22 protein-coding genes are annotated in these 18,899 nt (G+C 62.8%); 14 read left to right on the forward strand and 8 right to left on the reverse strand.

Features of this window, described 5'->3' with window-relative positions; genetic code table 11:
- Position 1: 1 nt before the first annotated feature.
- From ACZ5ZH_RS14015 to ACZ5ZH_RS14035, 5 genes are read right to left on the reverse strand one after another with little or no spacing between them, the layout of a single operon-like run.
- Positions 2-1,090: an NAD(P)H-dependent flavin oxidoreductase gene (locus ACZ5ZH_RS14015; protein ID WP_464773286.1), complete on the reverse strand. Its 1,089-nt coding sequence runs from the start codon at positions 1,088-1,090 to the stop codon at positions 2-4.
- A complete protein-coding gene (locus ACZ5ZH_RS14020) occupies positions 1,090-1,992 on the reverse strand; it encodes an enoyl-CoA hydratase (RefSeq protein ID WP_464772705.1) in 903 nt (300 codons plus the stop codon). Before ACZ5ZH_RS14020 ends, ACZ5ZH_RS14015 begins: the two co-directional genes overlap by 1 nt.
- Before the next feature lie 2 nt (positions 1,993-1,994).
- Positions 1,995-2,792 (reverse strand): CoA-transferase subunit beta, encoded by a 798-nt coding sequence (locus tag ACZ5ZH_RS14025; protein WP_460988404.1) that lies wholly within the window; start codon positions 2,790-2,792, stop codon positions 1,995-1,997.
- Between the two features lie 11 nt (positions 2,793-2,803).
- Positions 2,804-3,703, reverse strand: coding sequence for a CoA transferase subunit A (locus ACZ5ZH_RS14030; RefSeq protein ID WP_449468756.1), 900 nt, complete (start codon positions 3,701-3,703; stop codon positions 2,804-2,806).
- A gap of 9 nt (positions 3,704-3,712) precedes the next feature.
- Entirely contained in the window at positions 3,713-4,639 is a 927-nt protein-coding gene (locus tag ACZ5ZH_RS14035; protein WP_464772706.1) for a VOC family protein, read from the reverse strand.
- A 287-nt stretch (positions 4,640-4,926) separates the two neighbouring features.
- Between ACZ5ZH_RS14035 and ACZ5ZH_RS14040 the strand changes: the two genes are divergently transcribed.
- The 12 genes from ACZ5ZH_RS14040 (at position 4,927) to ACZ5ZH_RS14095 (ending at position 14,639) form a co-directional block, all read left to right on the forward strand.
- Positions 4,927-6,147 (forward strand): acyl-CoA dehydrogenase family protein, encoded by a 1,221-nt coding sequence (locus ACZ5ZH_RS14040; protein WP_464772707.1) that lies wholly within the window; start codon positions 4,927-4,929, stop codon positions 6,145-6,147.
- A gap of 60 nt (positions 6,148-6,207) precedes the next feature.
- Positions 6,208-7,044 carry an alpha/beta fold hydrolase gene (locus ACZ5ZH_RS14045; RefSeq protein WP_464772708.1) on the forward strand — a complete coding sequence of 279 codons (837 nt, stop codon included), beginning with the start codon at positions 6,208-6,210 and terminating at the stop codon, positions 7,042-7,044.
- Positions 7,037-7,552, forward strand: a complete 516-nt coding sequence (locus tag ACZ5ZH_RS14050) for a flavin reductase family protein (RefSeq protein ID WP_449468763.1) — start codon at positions 7,037-7,039, stop codon at positions 7,550-7,552. Before ACZ5ZH_RS14045 ends, ACZ5ZH_RS14050 begins: the two co-directional genes overlap by 8 nt.
- Positions 7,549-8,331, forward strand: coding sequence for a fumarylacetoacetate hydrolase family protein (locus ACZ5ZH_RS14055; protein WP_464772709.1), 783 nt, complete (start codon positions 7,549-7,551; stop codon positions 8,329-8,331). Before ACZ5ZH_RS14050 ends, ACZ5ZH_RS14055 begins: the two co-directional genes overlap by 4 nt.
- A 49-nt stretch (positions 8,332-8,380) precedes the next feature.
- Positions 8,381-9,328, forward strand: a complete 948-nt coding sequence (locus tag ACZ5ZH_RS14060) for an acetaldehyde dehydrogenase (acetylating) (protein ID WP_464772710.1) — start codon at positions 8,381-8,383, stop codon at positions 9,326-9,328.
- 26 nt (positions 9,329-9,354) lie between these two features.
- The gene (gene dmpG / locus ACZ5ZH_RS14065; RefSeq protein ID WP_464772711.1) at positions 9,355-10,401 is read left to right on the forward strand and encodes a 4-hydroxy-2-oxovalerate aldolase; all 1,047 of its coding nucleotides are present in this window, start codon (positions 9,355-9,357) and stop codon (positions 10,399-10,401) included.
- A 55-nt stretch (positions 10,402-10,456) separates the two neighbouring features.
- Positions 10,457-11,275, forward strand: a complete 819-nt coding sequence (locus ACZ5ZH_RS14070; protein ID WP_464772712.1) for a sugar phosphate isomerase/epimerase family protein — start codon at positions 10,457-10,459, stop codon at positions 11,273-11,275.
- A gap of 37 nt (positions 11,276-11,312) precedes the next feature.
- On the forward strand, positions 11,313-12,269 hold the full coding sequence (locus ACZ5ZH_RS14075) for an alpha/beta hydrolase (protein WP_464772713.1): 957 nt from the start codon (positions 11,313-11,315) through the stop codon (positions 12,267-12,269).
- A gap of 108 nt (positions 12,270-12,377) precedes the next feature.
- Positions 12,378-12,860 carry an Lrp/AsnC family transcriptional regulator gene (locus ACZ5ZH_RS14080; protein WP_196227017.1) on the forward strand — a complete coding sequence of 161 codons (483 nt, stop codon included), beginning with the start codon at positions 12,378-12,380 and terminating at the stop codon, positions 12,858-12,860.
- Positions 12,857-13,342 (forward strand): Lrp/AsnC family transcriptional regulator, encoded by a 486-nt coding sequence (locus ACZ5ZH_RS14085; protein ID WP_464772714.1) that lies wholly within the window; start codon positions 12,857-12,859, stop codon positions 13,340-13,342. Before ACZ5ZH_RS14080 ends, ACZ5ZH_RS14085 begins: the two co-directional genes overlap by 4 nt.
- 71 nt (positions 13,343-13,413) lie before the next feature.
- Complete coding sequence (locus tag ACZ5ZH_RS14090) at positions 13,414-13,920, forward strand: nuclear transport factor 2 family protein (RefSeq protein ID WP_449468775.1); 507 nt, start codon at positions 13,414-13,416, stop codon at positions 13,918-13,920.
- A 206-nt stretch (positions 13,921-14,126) separates the two neighbouring features.
- Positions 14,127-14,639 carry a DinB family protein gene (locus tag ACZ5ZH_RS14095; RefSeq protein WP_464775249.1) on the forward strand — a complete coding sequence of 171 codons (513 nt, stop codon included), beginning with the start codon at positions 14,127-14,129 and terminating at the stop codon, positions 14,637-14,639.
- Positions 14,640-14,682: 43 nt separating this feature from the next.
- Here ACZ5ZH_RS14095 and ACZ5ZH_RS14100 read toward each other — a convergent pair whose 3' ends face one another.
- A complete protein-coding gene (locus tag ACZ5ZH_RS14100; RefSeq protein ID WP_460988732.1) occupies positions 14,683-15,471 on the reverse strand; it encodes an SDR family oxidoreductase in 789 nt (262 codons plus the stop codon).
- A gap of 166 nt (positions 15,472-15,637) precedes the next feature.
- On the opposite strand from ACZ5ZH_RS14100, the gene ACZ5ZH_RS14105 reads away from it, so the two are divergent.
- Both ACZ5ZH_RS14105 and ACZ5ZH_RS14110 read left to right on the forward strand, forming a co-directional pair.
- Positions 15,638-16,420, forward strand: coding sequence for a glucose 1-dehydrogenase (locus ACZ5ZH_RS14105; RefSeq protein ID WP_464772716.1), 783 nt, complete (start codon positions 15,638-15,640; stop codon positions 16,418-16,420).
- A gap of 46 nt (positions 16,421-16,466) precedes the next feature.
- Positions 16,467-17,024 carry a carboxymuconolactone decarboxylase family protein gene (locus ACZ5ZH_RS14110; RefSeq protein ID WP_464772717.1) on the forward strand — a complete coding sequence of 186 codons (558 nt, stop codon included), beginning with the start codon at positions 16,467-16,469 and terminating at the stop codon, positions 17,022-17,024.
- 147 nt (positions 17,025-17,171) lie between these two features.
- Here the strand turns inward: ACZ5ZH_RS14110 and ACZ5ZH_RS14115 are convergent, their stop codons facing one another.
- Positions 17,172-17,984 carry a nuclear transport factor 2 family protein gene (locus ACZ5ZH_RS14115; RefSeq protein ID WP_464772718.1) on the reverse strand — a complete coding sequence of 271 codons (813 nt, stop codon included), beginning with the start codon at positions 17,982-17,984 and terminating at the stop codon, positions 17,172-17,174.
- Between the two features lie 19 nt (positions 17,985-18,003).
- Positions 18,004-18,792, reverse strand: coding sequence for an SDR family oxidoreductase (locus ACZ5ZH_RS14120; RefSeq protein WP_460988738.1), 789 nt, complete (start codon positions 18,790-18,792; stop codon positions 18,004-18,006).
- Positions 18,793-18,899: the final 107 nt, after the last annotated feature.

Below are 18,899 nucleotides of genomic sequence, written 5' to 3' on the forward strand. Positions count from 1 at the left end.
TTCAGGCGGCGCTGGCGGTCTCGCGGCCCATCGCGGCGAGCGCGGCCAGGCGCTCATGCGCCTCGGCGACGATGCGATCGACCAGTTCCTGGCAGCTGGGTATTTCAACGATGCGTCCGCCGACCACGCCGGTCGCCATCACGCCATGTTCGATGTCGCCCTCGACCACCGCCTTCTGGATCAGCATCGGCATGGTCGCGGCCATCATCGCCTGCTTGAGCGGCACCTGGCCATGGCCGGTCATGCCCTTGGCCGACTTGATCATGTCGAGCCAGCTGGCCCCGCTCAGCTTCTTCATCGCCGCGCTCGCTTCGAGCGCGCGCAGCCACATGGCGAGCTTTCCGGATTTCTCGATCTTGTCCATCAGGCGGGTGCGCACCATCCGCTGCGGGATGCCGTCGAGCTTGGTCGTGACGACGATGCGGTCGGTCGAGGCCTTGAGATATTCCGCCTTGGCGCTGTCGGGGACCGGGCTTTCCTTGGTGAGGAGGAAACGCGTGCCCATGGCGATGCCGACCGCGCCATAGGCGAGCGCCGCCGCCAGCCCGCGCCCGTCGGCAAAGCCGCCGCTGGCGATTACCGGCACCTTGACCGCGTCCAGCACCTGGGGGAGCAGCACGGTGGTCGGCACGGAGCCTGTATGCCCACCGCCTTCGCCGCCCTGGACATTGACCATGTCAACGCCGAGCTCGACCATCTTCTGCGCATGCTTGACCGCGCCGACGGTGGGGACGCAGAGGATGCCTGCATCCTTGAAGCGGCCGATCATTTTGGCATTGGGACCGCGGCCGAAGGAGACGGCGCGCACCTGATCCTTGTTGGCGAGGATCAGCTCGACGATTGCGTCAGCGCCGGGCTGAAAGCTGTGGAAGTTGACGCCGAAGGGCTTGTCCGTGCCATTGCGCACGGCCAGAATCTTCGCGCGTGCTTCGTCGGGCGTCATCACCGCTGCGCCCAGAAAACCGAACGCGCCTGCATTGCTCGACCCGATCACCAGCGAAGGCTCGGCGACCCAGCCCATCGCGGTCTGGATGATCGGCCAGCGGCAGCCAAGCCGTTCGGTCAATATGGTGTGCAGCGGATCGCCCATCATTCGCTCGCCTGTTTCTTATTGGCTTCCGCCATCTTCTTGGCGTTCAGCCCCGCGATCGAGCTGCCCTGGACGAGGTCATTCTGGGCATGGGCGAAATGGTGCATATGATATTGCGCGTCCATTGCGTTGCGCTTGCCCATCAGCTCCTCGACATGGTTGATCGCCTGCTTGGTAAGCCAGTTGCCAAGGCGGGGTTGGGCCACCAGCTTGGCCGCCATCGCGGCAACCGTTTCGCGCAGCGCCTCGCGGGGCACGATCTTGTTGACCATGCCGAAGCTTTCGGCCCGCTGCGCGCTCATCCGCTCGCCCAGTAGCAGGAATTCCTTGGCGATGCGCGGGGGGAGTTCATAGGCATGGGCGAAATATTCGACGCCCGGGATGCCCATGCGGTTGACCGGGTCCTGGAAGAAGGCGTCGTCGGTCGCGACGATGAGGTCGCACACCCAGGCGAGCATGAGGCCGCCCGCGACGCAGGCCCCCTGCACCATGGCGATGGTGGGCTTGGGCGCATCGCGCCAGCGCCGGCACATGCCGACATATTGCTCCTTCTCGCGGGTGTAGAGCAGTTCGGCCGCGGGCTTGTTGACATGGCCGGGCACCAGCAGCCGGTTCTCGAAATGCTGGTGCACGTCGCGGCCCGGCGTGCCGATGTCATGGCCAGCGGAGAAATGCTTGCCGTTGCCGCCCAGCACGATCGCGCGCACATCGTCATCGTTCACGGCGCGTACGAACGCGTCATCAAGGGCATAGGTCATCTGGCCGTTCTGGGCGTTGTTGAAGCCCGGACGGTTCATCATGATCCACGCGACATGGTCGATCACCTCATAGGTGACCGGCTCATCCGTTTCGTAAACAATGTCGACCTGCTGCGGTTCGACCAGGCGGTCGGTCTCGTTCATCGTCAGGCTGCCCTTCTGTCTCCGGCCGGATTGTCCTTGAACACGGTCGCGCGGACATTATTGGGGTCGATCCTGGCGATCAGCTCCAGCTGCTCGGCCGTTGGCGCGGGCGTGGTGGGGATTTCGCCATCGATTTTTGCCAGCGGGAAGCCGGTATTGTCCTGCACTTCCTCGAACGTCACACCCGGATGCAGCGAGATCACGCGGATCTGGTGATCCGGCCCGCCGAAATCCATCACGCAAAGGTTGGTGATGATGCGGCGCAAGTCCAGGCCCTGGGGCGCAGCGCCATTGCGGTAGCGCGCCGGGTTGTAGCCCGCCATGCACACGAAATCGACCTCGCCTTCCACGAACGCACGCTTGTTGTGGTTGGCAAAGAAGAAGCTGTTGGGATGGCTGATCGAGTTGCCGGGGAAGCCGCGCGCGCCGAGCATCGCTGCCTTGGGCTTCTTATGGTCGCCGATCACCGAGATGTTCGCCTGACCATAACGGTCGATCTGCACCGGGCCAACCAGCGCATGGCGGCGGCCGCTCCAGAGCGCCGAGAAGACGCGGTCATAATTGGCGATGCCTTCAAATTCCGGCTCGGCGGTGCGCTTGCCCGGGCCGACCGGCTCGCTGGTGTACCAGGCCTCGCCATCGGTGGTCTGGATCGCGGGCGCGAAGCTCAGTTTGGCAAGGCCAGCGCCGATGCGGGGGAGGGGGCCGATGCCGGTCGCCATCACTTCGCCATCCTCGCGCCAGACTTCGGCGCAGGCGGCGATGACGAGTTCAGCGAGCGAATAGCTGTTCTGGGTCATGGGTCTCTCGCTTAGTAAATGGGGACGGGGAGCTGCTTGACGGCGTCCGCGCCGCCGATCGCTGCCTGATAATCGGCTTCCGACACGTCGATATATTTCGCCTTATACTCGGCCCAGGCTTCGGGCGAGGCGGCGCTTTCGACATAGGTCTTGATGTGCTTGAGATCGAGCTGATAGTCGGGGTCAGCGCTCGAGGGATGCGCGCCCAAGGGTGCCTCGGCAACGCCGGTGATCATCGCGCGCTCGACGAGGTTGTAGCGGCTGTTCTTCTTCATATCGAGCTCAGCCGTCGGCACGATCTTCTCGACCGTCGCGTAGCTTTTCTTGGCTGCGCGCACGAGCAGTTCATCGAAGATCGGATCGACCGAGAGGGTGAGGATATTGCCGCGCTCGTCGGAACGATGGGCATGGATCAGGGCGATGTCGGGCACCAGCGCTGGCATGGCGACGAATTCCTCGCCATCGGCATAGGGGCTCTTCACGAATTTGAAGTCGAAGCCGTCCTGCGTGATGATGTCGGTGCCGATGCCCACGCGCGTCGGCAGGAAGGGCAGCTTCATCGCGCCTGCGCGCAGACCCCAATGATACATGCCCTCGTCAAGCTCGAGCACCTCGAAGGCGCCCGCCTGACGGGCGTTGCGGAAATGGGGTTCGAGCGGATAATGGTCGAGGCTGGCAAAGGCGAAGACCAGCTTCCTGATCTTGCCGGTGGCGGCGAGCAGGCCGATGTCCATGCCGCCATAGCCCGCCATGACGGTCAGGTCTTTCAGGTTCGAGCGGGCGATGGCGCGGATCAGCGCCATGGGCTTGCGGCGCGTGGCCCACCCGCCGATGCCGATGGTCATCCCGTCGGAAATCTGGTCGACGATGTCGTCGACGCTCATGCGCTTGTCGAGCATAATGTCAGTCATCCTTTTGCGTCAGTCCTGCTCGTGAGCCCATTTATGGCCCCAGTCGCTTACAGAAAGGCTGGTGGTGGGGACCCAGGTCGCCGGGTCGATTACAAGGCCGTTCCAGCCATATTCGATGTCGAAGCCGCCGGGCGTCTGCATGTAGAAGCTGGTCATCTTGTCATTCACATGACGGCCCAGCGTTGCCGAGAGCGGCACCTTGCCCTTGCTCTTCAAAACCCGGTCATAGGCGCGGCCGACATCCTCGAGGGAGCCGACCTCGAGCATCATGTGGACAGCGCCATTGGGGCTTTCGGGCAGCTGGCCAAGCGCCAGGCTGTGGTGGCGCGGGTTGCAGTGCAGGAAGGCAAAGCCCACGCCCGGATCATCCTCGCCCCCGCCCATCAGGTAGAAGCGGCCAAGGTCGGTGTCGCCAAAGCCCATGACCTCTTTGTAGAAGGCGTGGGTCTCGTCGAAATTGGGCGCGGTCAGCACGACATGGCCCATCCCCATGTCGCCGTCCGCGCCATGGGGGCTGCCGGTCACGAAGCGGCTGACGCCCGCGGGCGAGACGAAGGGGGCGTAGTCGACGAAGCGGCCGTAGAAGAGCTCCATCGGGTTACCCGCCGGGTCGGACGAGCGGGCCAGTTCATAGACCTGACGGCCACGCGCTTCCATGACCCCCGCCCGTTCCACCGGACGGCCCGCCGCCTCGAGGCGGGCCAGCACCGATTCGAAAGCGTCACGATTCGCGCATTCCCAGCCTGGCGCCACGAAGCGGTCGGCCGCGCCTTTCTGCACCCGCAGGCGCCAGGGGCGGTCGTCCATGCGGAACAGCGCGACGTCCTCGTCCGGCGAAGGGGCCGCCATCAGTCCTGCGATATTGCAGGCAAAATCCTGCCAGGCGCCCAGGTCCCGCGCCTCGATCACCACATAGCCTAGCGATATCACTGCCATTTCAAGCGCCTCGCCTTCTTTCCTGTCTGCCAGCCATGCTCTGCCGCAGAGCGTTGCAAAATGACCTTCCCCATACGCATATGGCAAGCGCTGCCGCCTGTTTCGCGCTTGGCAAGGAGGGGCAGTTAAGCGCGCTCACGAGCTTATGGCAATTCGTTCCCAATCCGCCTATAAGCAACGGCCCAAATGCGCAAGCCCTGTTTGCCTTGACAGTTTGCGTAATAGCAGTTTACATAAACTACGCATATAGCAAATCTGAAGTAGAGTCGCCTACAATGGAGAAGATCATGACCGGGGCAGTAGCAAGCCGACCCATTGACGAGGCGAATGCCGGGATACCTTCACCCGAAAGTCTGATCGCCAAAGCCAAGGCGATGATCCCGGTGCTGCGCCAGCGCGCGCGCGCCTGCACCATCGCCCATGACGTGCCCCCCGAGACCGTCGCCGAGATGAAGGCGGCCGGCTTCTTCCGCGTGCTCCAGCCCAAGCGCTACGGCGGCTATGAGATGCACCCCAATGTCTTCTTCGAGATCCAGAAGGCGCTGGCCGAAGGCTGCATGTCGACAGGCTGGATCTACGGCGTGCTGGGCTGCCACCCCTATGAACTCGCCCTCTTCCATGACGAGGCGCAGAAGGAAGTGTGGGGCGATGATCCCGACATGCTCGTCTCCTCCACCTATCAGCCGGTCGGCAAGGTGGAGAAGGTCGAAGGCGGCTTCTACCTGTCGGGCCGCTGGGGCTTCTCCTCAGGCTCCTCCCATTGCGGTTGGGTGCTGCTTGGCGCGATCAATTTCGACACCGATGGCGGCCCGCCCGACATGCGCACATTCCTGCTGCCGCGCTCCGACTATCAGGTGATCGAAGGCACCTGGGACACGTTCGGCCTTCAGGGCACCGGCAGCTTCGACATCGTCGTCGAGCGCGTGTTCGTGCCCGAACACCGCACCCACAAGGCCAGCGACGGCTTTGCCGGGACCAATCCGGGCCAGGAAACCAACACCGCCCCGCTCTACCGCATCCCCTGGGCGCAGCTCTTCATCCGCTCGGTCTCCAGCGCCGCCTTTGGCGGCATCCGCGCCGCCACTGGCGCGGCGATGGAAATCATGGGCAACCGCGTCTCGACCAACACCGGCAAGGCGTCCAAGGCCGACCCCAATCTCCACGCCGCCATCGCCCGCGCGATCGCCGAGACCAATGAGATGGAACTCACCCACCGCACGACCTTCAATGAGCTGATGGACTATGCGGGCCGCAATGAGCCCGTGCCGATGGAAAAGCGCGCGCTCTTTGCCTACCAGTCCGCCAGCGTCGTGCGCCGCATGGCCGAACTGGCCGACGGCATGGTCAAGCTGCTGGGCGGCCGGGCGGTCTATATGTCGAGCCCGATCCTCCAGCCCTGGCTCGACCTCCACGCCGCGCGCGCCCATGTCGCCAATGACCCGGCCAACCGCACCAGCGATGTCATCGGCACGATCAATGGCGAACCGCCCGCCTTCACCTTCATCTGAAGCGAGCATCTGACCATCTGACATCTGGACAGCATCGGGCCAGGACAAAAGAGGATATCCATGGGCAGTGAATTGATCCGCAAGACCTATAGCGTTGCGGGCGGATATGAGATTTCGATCGCGGAAATCGCAGGGGCGCAGGCAAACGCCCCCACCGTCATCTTCATCCATGGCAGCGGTCCCGGCGCATCGGGCGCGTCCAACTTCCGCAACAATGCGCAAGATTTTGCCGATGCCGGTTACCGCGTCATCCTGCCCGACCTCATCGGCTATGGCGCCTCCTCCAAGCCCGAGACCGACTATCCCCTCGAGCTGTTTACCCAGACCCTGCTCGATGCCCTCGCGCAGCATGGGATCACCGGCGGCCACCTCATCGGCAATTCGCTGGGCGGCGGCATCGCCCTCCAGATCGCGCTCGACCACCCTGAATTCACCATCGGCAAGCTCGTCCTGATGGCGCCGGGCTGCGTGGCGGAACAGATGAGCTATTTCACCATGCCCGGCATCGCCAAGATGCGCTCGGGCTTTGGTAGCCCTGAATTCAACATCGAGGAACAGCGCCGCCTGATCGGCAACCTCATGCACCCATCCTCGGCGCACCAGGTCACCGACGCGCTGGTCGAGGAACGTTTTGCCGTCGCGCGCACCCAGCCCAAGGATGTGCTCGCGCGGGTCAAGACCCCCGACCTTGGGCCGCGCCTGGGCGAGGTCAAGCAGCCCATCTTCGTCCTCTGGGGCCTCAATGACGAATTCTGTCCCGAAAGCCACGCCCGTCTCTTCCTCGACGCCTGCCCCGACGTGCGCTGCCTCACCTTCTCGCAGACCGGCCATTGGGTGCAGGTCGAGCGGGCGGCAGAGTTCAACCGCTACTCGCTGGACTTCCTGAAGAATGGCTGACGCTGCTCCTGCGCAATCCGTGCCTGTTCCAGAGCCCGTCGATGTCACCGCTGGCCTTAAGGGCGCGATGCGCCGCCTGCCCTCGGGCGTGGCGATCGTCACCGCGCTGGGCGAGGGCAAGACGCCGGTCGGCATGGCCGCGACCTCGATCACCTCACTCACCATGGATCCGCCCGCCGTCCTCGTCTGCGTCAACCAGACAGCGGGCATCCACGCCCATCTCTCGCCCGGCTGTCCGGTCAGCATCAACCTCCTCTCGCGCCACCAGCGCGAAGTGTCGGCAGCATTCGGCGGCGCGGTGGCGCGCGAGGCGCGCTTTGGCGTTGGCAGCTGGACCCCCGATGCCCATGGCCTTCCCATCCTCGATGAAGCGCAGGCCAACCTCTCCTGCACGATCGAGAGCATGACCCCCTTTGGCACCCACAGCATCGTCATCGCCCGGGTCAAGGCGGTGCGCCTGTCCGACGCGGTCGATCCCCTCATCTTCCAGGACGGAGCCTATCTGTGAGCGATAGCCTGAACGAAACATTGGCGGACGAGCTCTACCAGGCGCTGCGCGAGGGGCGCACCGTGCCGCCGCTGATGGCGCGTTACCCGCAGCTTGGCATCGATGACGCCTATGCGATCTCGCTTGGCGCGCTCGAACGCCGCAAGGGTGATGGCGAGCGCGTCATCGGCAAGAAGATCGGCGTCACCTCCAAGGCCGTGCAGGACATGCTGGGCGTGCACCAGCCCGATTTCGGTTTCCTGACCGACCGCATGTATATCGAGGGCGATATCGATGTCGCGGCAAACGGCCTCATCGCGCCGCGCGCCGAGGCGGAGATCGGCTTCATCCTGAAAGACAGCCTCAAGGGGCCGGGCGTCACGGCGGAAGATGTGATCGCTGCGACGGAGAGCATCGTTCCCTGTTTCGAGATCGTCGATAGCCGCATCCAGGACTGGAAGATCGGCATCGTCGACACTGTCGCTGACAATGCCTCCTGCGGCGTCTATGTGCTGGGCGAGGCGCGCGCAAACCCACGCGACCATGACCTCCCCAATCTCCATGTCACCGTCACCAAGAATGGACAGCCCCTGTCGGAAGGCTATGGCCATGCGGTGCAGGGATCGCCAGCGCAGGCGGTCGCCTGGCTCGCCAACACGCTCGGCGCCTATGGGGTAACGCTCGACGCCGGGGATGTGATATTGTCGGGCAGTCTGGTGCCGCTCGAACCGGCGCGGCCAGGCGATATATTCGAGATGCAGCTCCACGGGGTTGGCAGCTGTACCGCGCGCTTTATCTGAATATGAAAAGTGGCGCATCGCTTGCGGGCGATGCCGTGAGGAGTAAGTAATGACGGGCAAGGTCAAGGCGGCGATCATCGGGTCGGGCAATATCGGCACCGACCTCATGATCAAGATGATCAAATATCCGCAGAATATGGAACTGGTGGCCGTGGTCGGCATCGACGAGGCGTCCGAGGGCCTCGCCATGGCGCGCGAGCGCGGCGTCGCCACCACCCATGAGGGGCTGGAAGGCCTCATGAAGATGGACGTCTACCCTGAGATCGGCATCGTGTTCGACGCGACCAGTGCCTATGCCCACAAGGTCCATGACGAAGCGCTGCGCAAGGACGGCAAGCAGGTGGTCGACCTCACCCCCGCCGCGATCGGCCCCTATACCATCCCGACGGTCAACGGCGAAGCCAATCTCGATGCTGGCAACGTCAACATGGTGACCTGCGGCGGGCAGGCGACGATCCCGATGGTTGCCGCCGTCTCCCAGGTCGCGACCGTCCATTATGCCGAGATCGTCGCGTCGGTCTCCTCGCGCTCGGCGGGTCCGGGCACCCGCGCCAATATCGACGAGTTCACCCGCACCACCGCAGGCGCCATCGAAAAGGTCGGCGGCGCGGCGCAGGGCAAGGCGATCATCATCCTCAATCCCGCCGAACCGCCGATGATCATGCGCGACACGGTGTTCACTTTGTCGGAAGGCGCGGATGAAGAGACGATCCGCGCCTCGGTCGAGGCGATGGTCAAGAAGGTGCAGGCCTATGTGCCGGGCTATCGCCTCAAGCAGGAAGTGCAGTTCGAGCGCTTTGGCGACAACAACAAGCTCACCATCCCCGGTCGCGGCGAGTTCACCGGGGTCAAGACCATGATCCTGCTCGAGGTCGAAGGCGCGGGCGATTATCTGCCGAGCTATTCGGGCAATCTCGACATCATGACCGCCGCCGCCAAGGCGACCGGCGAGCTGCTCGCGCAGCGCATCGCCCAGGGCAAGACGGTCGCCGCTTGAAGCGCGCGCCTACGGAGTATCAAGACATGACCAGCACATTCAACGTCGAGGCGGGCGACAAGCTCTATATCCAGGACGTGACGCTACGCGATGGCATGCACGCCATCCGCCACATGTACGGCATCGACCATGTGAAATCGATCGCCAAGGCGCTGGATGACGCAGGGGTCGACGCGATCGAGGTTGCCCATGGCGACGGCCTCAATGGCGCGAGCTTCAACTATGGTTTCGGCGCGCATACCGATTGGGAATGGCTCGAGGCGGTCGCCTCGGTGCTGACCAAATCCGTGCTCACCACGCTGATCCTGCCGGGCGTCGGCACGGTCGAGGAACTGCGCCGCGCCTATGACATCGGCGTGCGCTCGGTGCGGGTCGCGACCCATTGCACCGAGGCCGACGTCTCGAAACAGCATATCGGCATCGCCCGCGATCTTGGCATGGACGTCTCGGGGTTCCTGATGATGAGCCACATGATCGAGCCGGAGAAGCTGGCGAGCCAGGCGGCCCTCATGGAAAGCTATGGCGCGCAGTGCGTCTATGTGACCGACAGCGGCGGCGCGCTCGACATGGACGGGGTCAAGGCCCGGTTCGAAGCCTATGACCGGGTCTTGAAGCCCGAAACCCAGCGCGGCATCCACGCCCACCATAATCTCTCGCTCGGCGTCGCCAACTCTATCGTCGCGGCGCAGTGCGGCGCGGTGCGGATCGACGCCTCGCTGACCGGTATGGGTGCGGGCGCGGGCAACGCGCCGCTCGAGGTGTTCATCGCCGCTGCCGAGCGCAAGGGCTGGAACCATGGCTGCAACGTCATGGCGCTGATGGACGCGGCCGAGGATCTGGTTCGCCCCTTGCAGGACCGGCCGGTTCGGGTCGACCGCGAGACCCTCGCGCTGGGCTATGCCGGGGTTTATTCCTCCTTCCTGCGTCATGCGGAAAAGGCCGCCGAAACCTACGGCCTCGACACCCGCACCATCCTCGTGGAACTGGGCCGTCGCAAGATGGTCGGCGGGCAGGAAGACATGATCGTCGACGTCGCCCTCGACATGGTCAAGGAACGCGAAGCCGCCGCCTGACACGCCGCCGGGCGCGGCCCCCGCGCCCGGTTCACACATAACAGGAGGAGAGGATATGGCCGACAAGCGCCTGTCGCTCGACCATATCACCGTCACCGACACCACGCCCTGGCAGCTTGCCGAAATCGCCGCAGAGGTGGGGTGCGAAGGCATCTGCCCGTTCCTCCATTCCATGGAGGTGCTGCCCGCCATGCCCGCCTATGACCTGGTGCGCGACCCCCAGGCGCTGCGCCAGACCCGCGCCGCGCTCGCCGCCACCGGGGTCACGGTCGACCTTGTCTACCCCTTCACCATGGCGGGGCGCACCAATCCCGCTGACTTCATCCCCGCGCTCGAGGCCGGCGCCGCGCTCGGCGCGCCCCTCGCCAATGTGCTCTGCTACGACCGCGATCCCATCCGCCGCACCGAGAAGCTCGTCGAACTGGCCGAGCTCGCCGCCCCGTTCGACATCGCCCTCGCAATCGAATTTTATCCCCCCTCCCAGGTCCAAACCTTAAGCGCCGCCCTTGAGGAAATAGCCCGCTCCGGCCGATCCGACATCAAGGTCACAGCCGACCTCCTCCACATCATGCGTGGACCCGAACCAGACACCAGCTTCGCCCTCCTCAACCACCCCGCCATCGCCATCGCCCAGATAGCCGACGGCCCAACAACCATCGATCCCGACCAGATCGAACGCGAAGCCGGTATCCAGCGCCAACTCCCCGGACAAGGCGCGTTCAACATCCCCAAGTTCGTCAACGCCCTCAATCCCAACACACCAATCAGCGTCGAAATACCCCAGCAAAACGCCATCGATCAAGGCAGCAACCCGCAAATGCGGGCGCAAATGGCGGTGGATTGCGTGAAGGAAGTGGTGAAAAGAACGCACTGAAAAACAAGAAATAGGAAAATAGGAAAAATAGGAGAGTATGATGCGTGACTTGATCGACCCCACCCTGTTGCCGGGGTTGGAGTTCATGCCGGCGTTGGACATCACGGCCGAGAGTCTGCCCGTGATACGCGAGGGTATGGAGCAGATGACCGCGCTGGCGCCCGAGCCGCAGGATAGTGGTGTCGAATGGCGGGAGGAGCGGATCACCGCGCCCGATGGGCATGAGCTGCTGGTCAGGATCTATCGTCTGGCCGATGCGCAAGGGACTCTGCCCGCGATCCTGCATATCCATGGCGGCGGCTATGTGCTGGGGTCGGTGCGTACCAATCACCTTTCCAACATCGAGCTTACGCTTTCCGCTTCCGCCCTCGTCGTTTCGGTCGATTATCGGCTCGCGCCGGAAACGGTGGCGCCGGGCGCGGTCGAGGATTGTTACGCGGCGCTGCAATGGTTGCATGACGGCGCGGCGCAGCTGGGCGTCGATCCCAAGAGGATCGCCATTCGCGGCGAGAGCGCGGGCGGCGGGTTGGCTGCGGCCCTCGCGCTGCTGGCACGTGACCGGGGCGGCCCGGCGATTGCGCACCAGAACCTGATCTATCCGATGCTGGACGACCGCACCTGCATCACTCGCCAGCCCGAACATCTGGGCGCATTCGTGTGGACGCCGCAGGCCAATGTCTTTGGCTGGCGATCCCTGCTGGGTAAGGAGCCCGGATCGGCGGACGTATCGCCCTATGCCGCACCTGCGCGGGCGGAGAGCCTGGCTGGTTTGCCGCCCGCCTTCATCTGCGTGGGCGCGCTCGATCTCTTCCTGGTGGAGGACATGGATTATGCCCGGCGGCTGATCGAAGCAGGCGTTGCGGCAGAACTGCACGTCTATCCGGGGGCCTATCACGGTTTTGACGTGACGCCCGACGCCGCGCCAGTCCGCCAGATGAAGCGCGACGCGGTCGCGGCCCTTCGCAAGGCGCTGCATCCCGCCGAAACACGGTAGGATGAGCGGCAGATAGCCGCGCAAATTGCGGCGGCATCAGCTTTGACACTGGTGCTGCCCGCAAGTGCGCGCTATTAAACCGGCTACATTTTTGAAGGCGGGGCAAGAATGCAGATCAGAAGCGGGCGGAAAACGACGCCGCCATCGCTGGATACTCTCGATACGAATATCATAGAGATACTCCGGACCAACGGCCGCGCAACCAATCAGGAAATTGCAGAACGGCTGTCCGTTACCGCTGCCACCGTTTCAGCCCGGCTGCAAAAGATGGACGACGGGAAAGCGATGCGCGTTGTTGCCGTCACCGATTTTGCGGCCCATGGCTATAATGTGATCATCGCCTTGGGCGTGAAGGTCCAGGGCCGCAATGTTCAGGAGGTTGGCCGCGATCTGGCCGATCTTCCCGAAGTGCTGAGCGTCAATGTTATGAGCGGCGACCATGATGTGGAATTGCTCGTCGCGCTGAGGGATTTTGGCGAGGTGCAGGAGATGTTGTTCGAGCATATCGCCAGCGTGGACGGGGTCGTTCACATCACATCAGGGGTGGCGGTGGATATCGTGAAATATGAATTCAACGTGGTGCCGCTGTGACCGGGAAGGCCGATTGGGCACGCCTGGACAAGCTGGACCAGGGGATCGTCGAAAAGCTCGCCCGCGACGCGCGCATTTCCAACCGCGCCATCGCCGCCGAACTGGGCGTGACGGAGGGCACCATTCGCACACGCGTCAAGCGGTTGCAGAATGAAGGGCTGATCCAGTTCACCGTCGTCACCGATTTCCGCATGGCGGGATCGCCGAACCTTTGCATGATGGGGATCGATGCCGATCCATCCCATGTGTCGGAGTTGGCGCGCCGTCTATCCGAAATTCCGGAAATCACCTGCGTTATCGTTCTGCTGGGCCGTTACAGCCTGTTGGCGATGGGGCTGTTCACCAATATCGAGCAATTGAACGACCTGGTGACGGAGCGCATTCGGCCCATGCCGGGCGTCCAGCGGGTGGAAACGTCCGTGTCCGTCCATAATTTGAAATATGAGGCTGGCATCGCAAAGATTACGCGAGAAGCGCCCTAAAACAGGCGGGGACGGTCGATCTGTCCAACCGCAGAAAAACGGGGGGAGGTTCAACCCCTGAGGAGAGTATCATGTCGATCAATCTGGAAGAGCTTGCCGCCCGCGTGACGGCATTGGAGGACGTCAACGCCATCCGTCAGTTGAAGGCGCGTTACCTGCGCGCCTGCGACCTGAAGCTGGTGGACGAATTGCGTGAGACGTTTCTGCCGCAGGGCATAAGGCTGGATTACCAGAATTTCCCGCTATTCACGGATCGCGACGAGTTTATCGCCATATTCCAGAAAATGGCGATGGCAGGCGGCGTTTATGACATTCACCATGCGACCAATGCGGATATTGAATTGGTGAGCGCGGATGAAGCGCGTGGGCTGTGGTCGCTCAATTTCCGGACGATCATTCTCGCCACGCGGTCGGTGACCCGGCTTGCGGTGGAATATCAGGATGTCTATCGCAAGCAGGACGGGCGCTGGTGGATCGCGGAGTCGGTGAGCCGCGTCACGTCCATCCTGACCGAAGAGATTGGCGAGGATGGTACGCCGCGTTATCTGGCCTGGGGTGAGATGCCCGCTGCGGCTTGAGTTCGCGAGGGCAGGGGCGCGACCGTTGCTCCTGCACTCCATTTGAGGACTAGAGCGTGATCCGATCAGATCGGATCGGATCACGCTCTATTTGTCTTTTGTTTTCCGCATTTTCCGAGCCAGCAGATGACGCCATCTGCTTCGAAAATGCTCTAGCTGGCACTTCCGAACCGGAGAATTGCAGCTTCTGGCAAATTGGGGATTGTATGGCCGCCTCTGTCAAAATGCAGATCATGCAGATGGCGCGCTATCATGGTTGGGCGACTGAACGCCTTTTGAAGGCCGTGGCGTCGATACCCGACGAACCTTACCATAAGTCATGCGGCCTCTTTTTCGGATCGATCCACGGAACGCTCAATCATCTGCTGCTGACAGACAGCGAGATTTGGTATCCGAGATTTACGCAGGCGCAGACAACGGCTCTTTCCCTCGATGCAGAGTTGGAGAGCAATCGCGCGCTACTCGCGTCCCGCTTGATCGCGGCAACGACCCGCTGGCGCGGCTATGTCGATAATCTGGACGAGGCCGCATTGGCTGACGATCTTCGCTATATAATGACGACGGGGCAGGCTCGCGCGCTTCCGATGTCAAGCGCGCTGCTCCATGTCTTCAATCATGCCACGCATCACAGAGGCCAAATTACCGCTGCGATTTCAATGCTGGGCTTCCAGTATGAACCGCTTGATCTGCCTTTCCTGATATTTTCCGAACAGGTGTAGACGGCGACGAGCTTCGCCTGACCCTGCCACTCGCATGATCGTGTCAGGGCGCCATCCAATGGCCGCCGTTTACGTCCAGCGCCGCGCCGGTGACGACTGCCGCATAATCGGAAAGCATCATCAGTACCGCGCGGGCGCAGTCATCCTGGGGCGGGATGATGCCGAGGGGAATGTCCTTGGTCACGGCCGCGATGACGTCTTCCGCGCTGGTTCCTTCCGTCACGAGGGAGTCGATATAGGCTTGCACGGGCGCGCCGTATATCCAGCCCATGCGGCAGCTGTTCACTCGTATTCCGAACCGGCCGAGATCGGCGGCCATATATTTGGTGAGGACGTTGAGGCCGCCTTTCGACACGGCATAACCCATTTCCATGCCATGTTCGCCGCCAGCGGGCCGAAGCGTGCCGATGGTCGAAACATTGACCACCGCGCCGCCGCCTTTCAGATGGGGCACGCAAGCGCGTGTCAGGCGCAGTGCGCCGAGGCAGTTGACGTCATAGATTTTGGCCCATTGGGCTTCGTCCGCATTGTCAACGAAAGTCCATTCGCCGTGATAATAAGCGCTGTTGATGAGGCCGTGGATGCGCCCGCCAAATGTCGTGGTCGCCTTTTCAGCGAGATCGCGGCATTGCCCTTCATCGCTGACGTCGCATTTAACGGCTATGGCTTGTCCGCCCTGATCCGCGATTTCGGTGCGCACCTGTTCGAGATAATCGATGTTGCGGGCGCCCATGACGACCTTTGCGCCTTCCTGCGCGGCGAGTTTTGCGAGCGCCTGACCCATGCCGGGGCCGACGCCGCTGATCACGATCACCTTGTCCTTCAACAGCATCGCTGCGCCCTCCTTTCCGGGATTTGTGGCGCCTTTTGAGACCAAGGCCCGATTCCGGTTGCCCTTGTTCTTGCGTCGGTTTATCCACGCGTATCAAGATGCCTGCGAAGAAATAACGCCAGAATGCGTATCGCGGTGCGGAAAATTTTTTGGAGAGGCAGGGCGAATGGGCCGTTTGCGGGGTAAGGTTGCGATCATCACCGGGGGCGCTCGCGGCATGGGCGCCGCCACCAGCCGCCTCTTTGTCGAGGAGGGTGCGAAGGTCGCCATCACCGATGTGCTGGACGAGGTCGGCACGCAACTGGCGACCGAACTGGGTAAGGCGGCGCGCTTCTATCATCATGACGTGACGAGCGAGCAGGGCTGGGCCGAACTGGTCGGCGCCGTCGAAGCAGATCTGGGGCCGGTCGACATATTGGTGAACAATGCGGGCATATTGCTGTTCCGCACGCTGCTGGACACCAGCCTTGCCGAATATGAGCGGGTGTTGAAGGTCAATTTGACCGGCGAATTTCTGGGCATCAAGGCCGTTGCGCCGGGGATGATCGCCCGTGGCAAGGGCGCGATCGTCAACATTTCCTCCGTCGATGGGATGAAGGGCGCGAACGGACTTGCCGCCTATTCGTCCAGCAAATGGGGCGTGCGGGGGCTGACCCGTGTTGCTGCGCTGGAGCTTGGTCATCGGGGCATTCGCGTCAATTCGGTGCATCCGGGCGGCGTGGATACGGTGATGACCAATCATGACGGATCGACGCGGGAAAAGGTGAGCGAGCGGTTCGGCAATGTGCCGCTGCAACGTGTCGGCGCGCCGGAGGAAGTGGCGCGCGCGACGCTGTTCCTGGCGAGCGACGAGGCATCCTATCTGGCGGGCGCGGAGATCGCCGTGGATGGCGGCATGCTGACCGGGCAATATTATGCACAATTTCCCGGTGCGCCGGGCGTGGATTGAATAGCGGGCGTGTGAACAACAAGACCGCGACATAAGGAGAAATGCCATGATCCGTATCGACTTACCCGAACAGGATGCCGCCGACCCCTATGGCTATGCATCGCGTAATTATGCGCGTGAGATCATGGGTGCGGCGGGCGGCTTTTCCAAGGCGGTGTATCAGCACAGCCTGTTGTCGCTGCGGGAATTTGAAGGTGCGCGGTCGCGGACGGCGCAGATAAACGGTTGTGTCATCTGCCAGCAATTTCGCGCAGCGCGGGACGTTCAATCGATGTTTGCCGCGTCGGGGCAGCGGCCGGGGCATACGGTCGCCGACAATGGATCAGCGCCGGATGAAGACTTTTATGCGGCGATCGAGAATTGGCGGACGTCGCCTGTCTTCAGTCCTCGCGAGCGGACGGCAATTGAATTTGCGGAGCGCTTTGCGCAGGAGCCGAAGTCGATCGCGCAGGATGAGGATTTCTGGGAGCGGGCGCGTGCGCTGTTTTCCGACGAGGAGATTGTCGACCTGGCGCATAGCGTGGCGGCGTGGGTCGGATTGGGCCGCGTGGCACATGTGCTGGGGTTCGACAGCGTGTGTCTGCCCTTTGCCGAGGTGGCGTGAGGTGAGGGCGCTATCCATTATTTAAACGCTTAAATCCGTTCGTGCAGAGCCTGTCGAAGGGTTTCACATCTCTTTAGAAGAAGAAGGCTTCGACAAGCTCAGCCCGAACGGTGATAGGGAGTGGTGTTGGGCTCAAGCCCTGACTTATCAGCCGAGATTGCCGGGTTCAGCGTGCAGGATCATCGGGTCGCCCGTATGCGCGGCCCAGATCGCGTCGCGGCGGACGATGCGCCAGCCTTCGGCGCGCCTTTCCCACTGATCGACATATTCGCCGTTGGAATCGAAAATGGGTCCGGCGGGGTCGTTCGCCCGCTGGTGCCGGGCCTGCACATAGGATCGGCTCGTCGCGCGGTCGCCATCGACATCGACCAGGATGCTGCCGATGAGATGCTGCGTGCCGCCGCAGCGGTCGAGGAAGCGGCGCATGTTGGCGGTGAGCGCCGCCATACCGTGCTGGTCGCCGCCGGTGCCATAGTCGAAGCTGATGTCCTGCGCGAAGACGTCGCTCAAGCGGTCCCACTGTTTATTGTCGAGGATGCGGGCGAAGCGGGACAGGCCTCGTATGATTTCCCGTTCGTCCAGCAATGCCTGGAGGGTGATGGCGTTGGGCATGTCTGCGCCTTTTTCATCGACCACCAGCATACGCGTTGCCGTGCGGTCGAGGAAGTTTTCCTCATCCTGCGCGATCTGGTTGGCGATGTACTCTTGCGCGGCGGCGGCGGTGAAGCGGTCATAGGCTTCGCGGTCGGCGAGCCAGATTTCGGTGATCACGTCGAAGTCGATCGGCGCGGCGCCCGGAAACAGGAAGGCGCCCTCCAGCTCCACATAGTTGCGCCGATAATCGACTATGCCCGGCAGCAGGCGCCGTATCAGGGGCGCGTGCTGGGTTTCATAATAAGCGATAAAGTCTTCGCGCGAGAGATCCGGCCTGCGTTTCAGTAGTGCGATGCATTTGAACATGGGCGCACCTCCTTGACGATTAGGGCGCCATCCACTGGCCGCCGTTGACGTCCAGCGATGCCCCGCTGACAACGCGCGAATAGTCGGAGATCATCATCAGCACGGCGCGGGCGCAGTCATCTTCTGGTGGGATGATGCCGATGGGGATATTCTTGGTGACGCCCGCGATCACGTCATCACGCTTGAAACCGGCGTCGACCTGCGAGGCGATGAAGCCTTCGACCGGCTCGCCATGAATCCAGCCCATGCGGCAGGTGTTGACGCGGATGCCGTGGCGGCCAAGGTCGGACGCCATATATTTGCCCAGCGTGTTGAGCGCGCCCTTTGCCACCGCATAGGGCATTTCCATGCCGCCTTCGGTGCCATAGGGATTGACCGTCGCCATGGTGGACACGTTCACGACCGCGCCGCCGTCGCGCAGATAGGGGACGCAGGCGCGCGTGAGGCGAAGGGCGCCGAGGCAGTTGACGTCGAACGCCTTGGCGAAGTCGCCCAGGTCGGCATTATCGACAAAGCACCAGTCGCCGTGGAAATAGGCGCTGTTGACGAGGCCGTGGACGCGCCCGCCAAATTCGGCGGCGGCGCGTTCGGCCAGCGTCTTGCACTGCGCTTCATCGCTGACGTCGCAGGGGACGGCGATGGCCTTGCCGCCCTTTGCCTTGATGTCGCTGCACACTTCATCGAGGAAGGCCTGGTTACGGGCGGCGAGCACGACGCTCGCGCCTTCGGCGGCGGCTATCCGGGCCAGCGCCTGACCCATGCCGGGGCCAACGCCACTGACGATCACGACCTTGTCCTTGAGAAGCATCCTCTTTCCTTTCCTGATCCTTTGGCCGCCTGCCCGTCATGCGGGGTGCAGCTTTGGCGCATAGGATAGGTGAAAAAAACAATTGATCAATGCGCTTTTTGCAACGC

It is taken from the genome of Sphingobium sp. TomMM7A (genome assembly GCF_055397305.1).

What these genes read in the sequence shown, in the direction of transcription:
- ACZ5ZH_RS14025 (WP_460988404.1), bottom strand. Translation starts at nt 2,792, where the DNA reads ATGACCCAGAACAGCTATTCGCTCGCTGAACTCGTCATCGCCGCCTGC.
- ACZ5ZH_RS14040 (WP_464772707.1), top strand. Translation starts at nt 4,927, where the DNA reads ATGACCGGGGCAGTAGCAAGCCGACCCATTGACGAGGCGAATGCCGGG.
- ACZ5ZH_RS14060 (WP_464772710.1), top strand. Translation starts at nt 8,381, where the DNA reads ATGACGGGCAAGGTCAAGGCGGCGATCATCGGGTCGGGCAATATCGGC.
- ACZ5ZH_RS14110 (WP_464772717.1), top strand. Translation starts at nt 16,467, where the DNA reads ATGATCCGTATCGACTTACCCGAACAGGATGCCGCCGACCCCTATGGC.
- ACZ5ZH_RS14115 (WP_464772718.1), bottom strand. Translation starts at nt 17,984, where the DNA reads ATGTTCAAATGCATCGCACTACTGAAACGCAGGCCGGATCTCTCGCGC.
- ACZ5ZH_RS14090 (WP_449468775.1), top strand. Translation starts at nt 13,414, where the DNA reads ATGTCGATCAATCTGGAAGAGCTTGCCGCCCGCGTGACGGCATTGGAG.
- ACZ5ZH_RS14120 (WP_460988738.1), bottom strand. Translation starts at nt 18,792, where the DNA reads ATGCTTCTCAAGGACAAGGTCGTGATCGTCAGTGGCGTTGGCCCCGGC.
- ACZ5ZH_RS14045 (WP_464772708.1), top strand. Translation starts at nt 6,208, where the DNA reads ATGGGCAGTGAATTGATCCGCAAGACCTATAGCGTTGCGGGCGGATAT.
- ACZ5ZH_RS14035 (WP_464772706.1), bottom strand. Translation starts at nt 4,639, where the DNA reads ATGGCAGTGATATCGCTAGGCTATGTGGTGATCGAGGCGCGGGACCTG.
- ACZ5ZH_RS14020 (WP_464772705.1), bottom strand. Translation starts at nt 1,992, where the DNA reads ATGAACGAGACCGACCGCCTGGTCGAACCGCAGCAGGTCGACATTGTT.
- dmpG (WP_464772711.1), top strand. Translation starts at nt 9,355, where the DNA reads ATGACCAGCACATTCAACGTCGAGGCGGGCGACAAGCTCTATATCCAG.
- ACZ5ZH_RS14105 (WP_464772716.1), top strand. Translation starts at nt 15,638, where the DNA reads ATGGGCCGTTTGCGGGGTAAGGTTGCGATCATCACCGGGGGCGCTCGC.
- ACZ5ZH_RS14075 (WP_464772713.1), top strand. Translation starts at nt 11,313, where the DNA reads ATGATGCGTGACTTGATCGACCCCACCCTGTTGCCGGGGTTGGAGTTC.
- ACZ5ZH_RS14030 (WP_449468756.1), bottom strand. Translation starts at nt 3,703, where the DNA reads ATGACTGACATTATGCTCGACAAGCGCATGAGCGTCGACGACATCGTC.
- ACZ5ZH_RS14070 (WP_464772712.1), top strand. Translation starts at nt 10,457, where the DNA reads ATGGCCGACAAGCGCCTGTCGCTCGACCATATCACCGTCACCGACACC.
- ACZ5ZH_RS14095 (WP_464775249.1), top strand. Translation starts at nt 14,127, where the DNA reads ATGGCCGCCTCTGTCAAAATGCAGATCATGCAGATGGCGCGCTATCAT.
- ACZ5ZH_RS14080 (WP_196227017.1), top strand. Translation starts at nt 12,378, where the DNA reads ATGCAGATCAGAAGCGGGCGGAAAACGACGCCGCCATCGCTGGATACT.
- ACZ5ZH_RS14050 (WP_449468763.1), top strand. Translation starts at nt 7,037, where the DNA reads ATGGCTGACGCTGCTCCTGCGCAATCCGTGCCTGTTCCAGAGCCCGTC.
- ACZ5ZH_RS14015 (WP_464773286.1), bottom strand. Translation starts at nt 1,090, where the DNA reads ATGGGCGATCCGCTGCACACCATATTGACCGAACGGCTTGGCTGCCGC.
- ACZ5ZH_RS14100 (WP_460988732.1), bottom strand. Translation starts at nt 15,471, where the DNA reads ATGCTGTTGAAGGACAAGGTGATCGTGATCAGCGGCGTCGGCCCCGGC.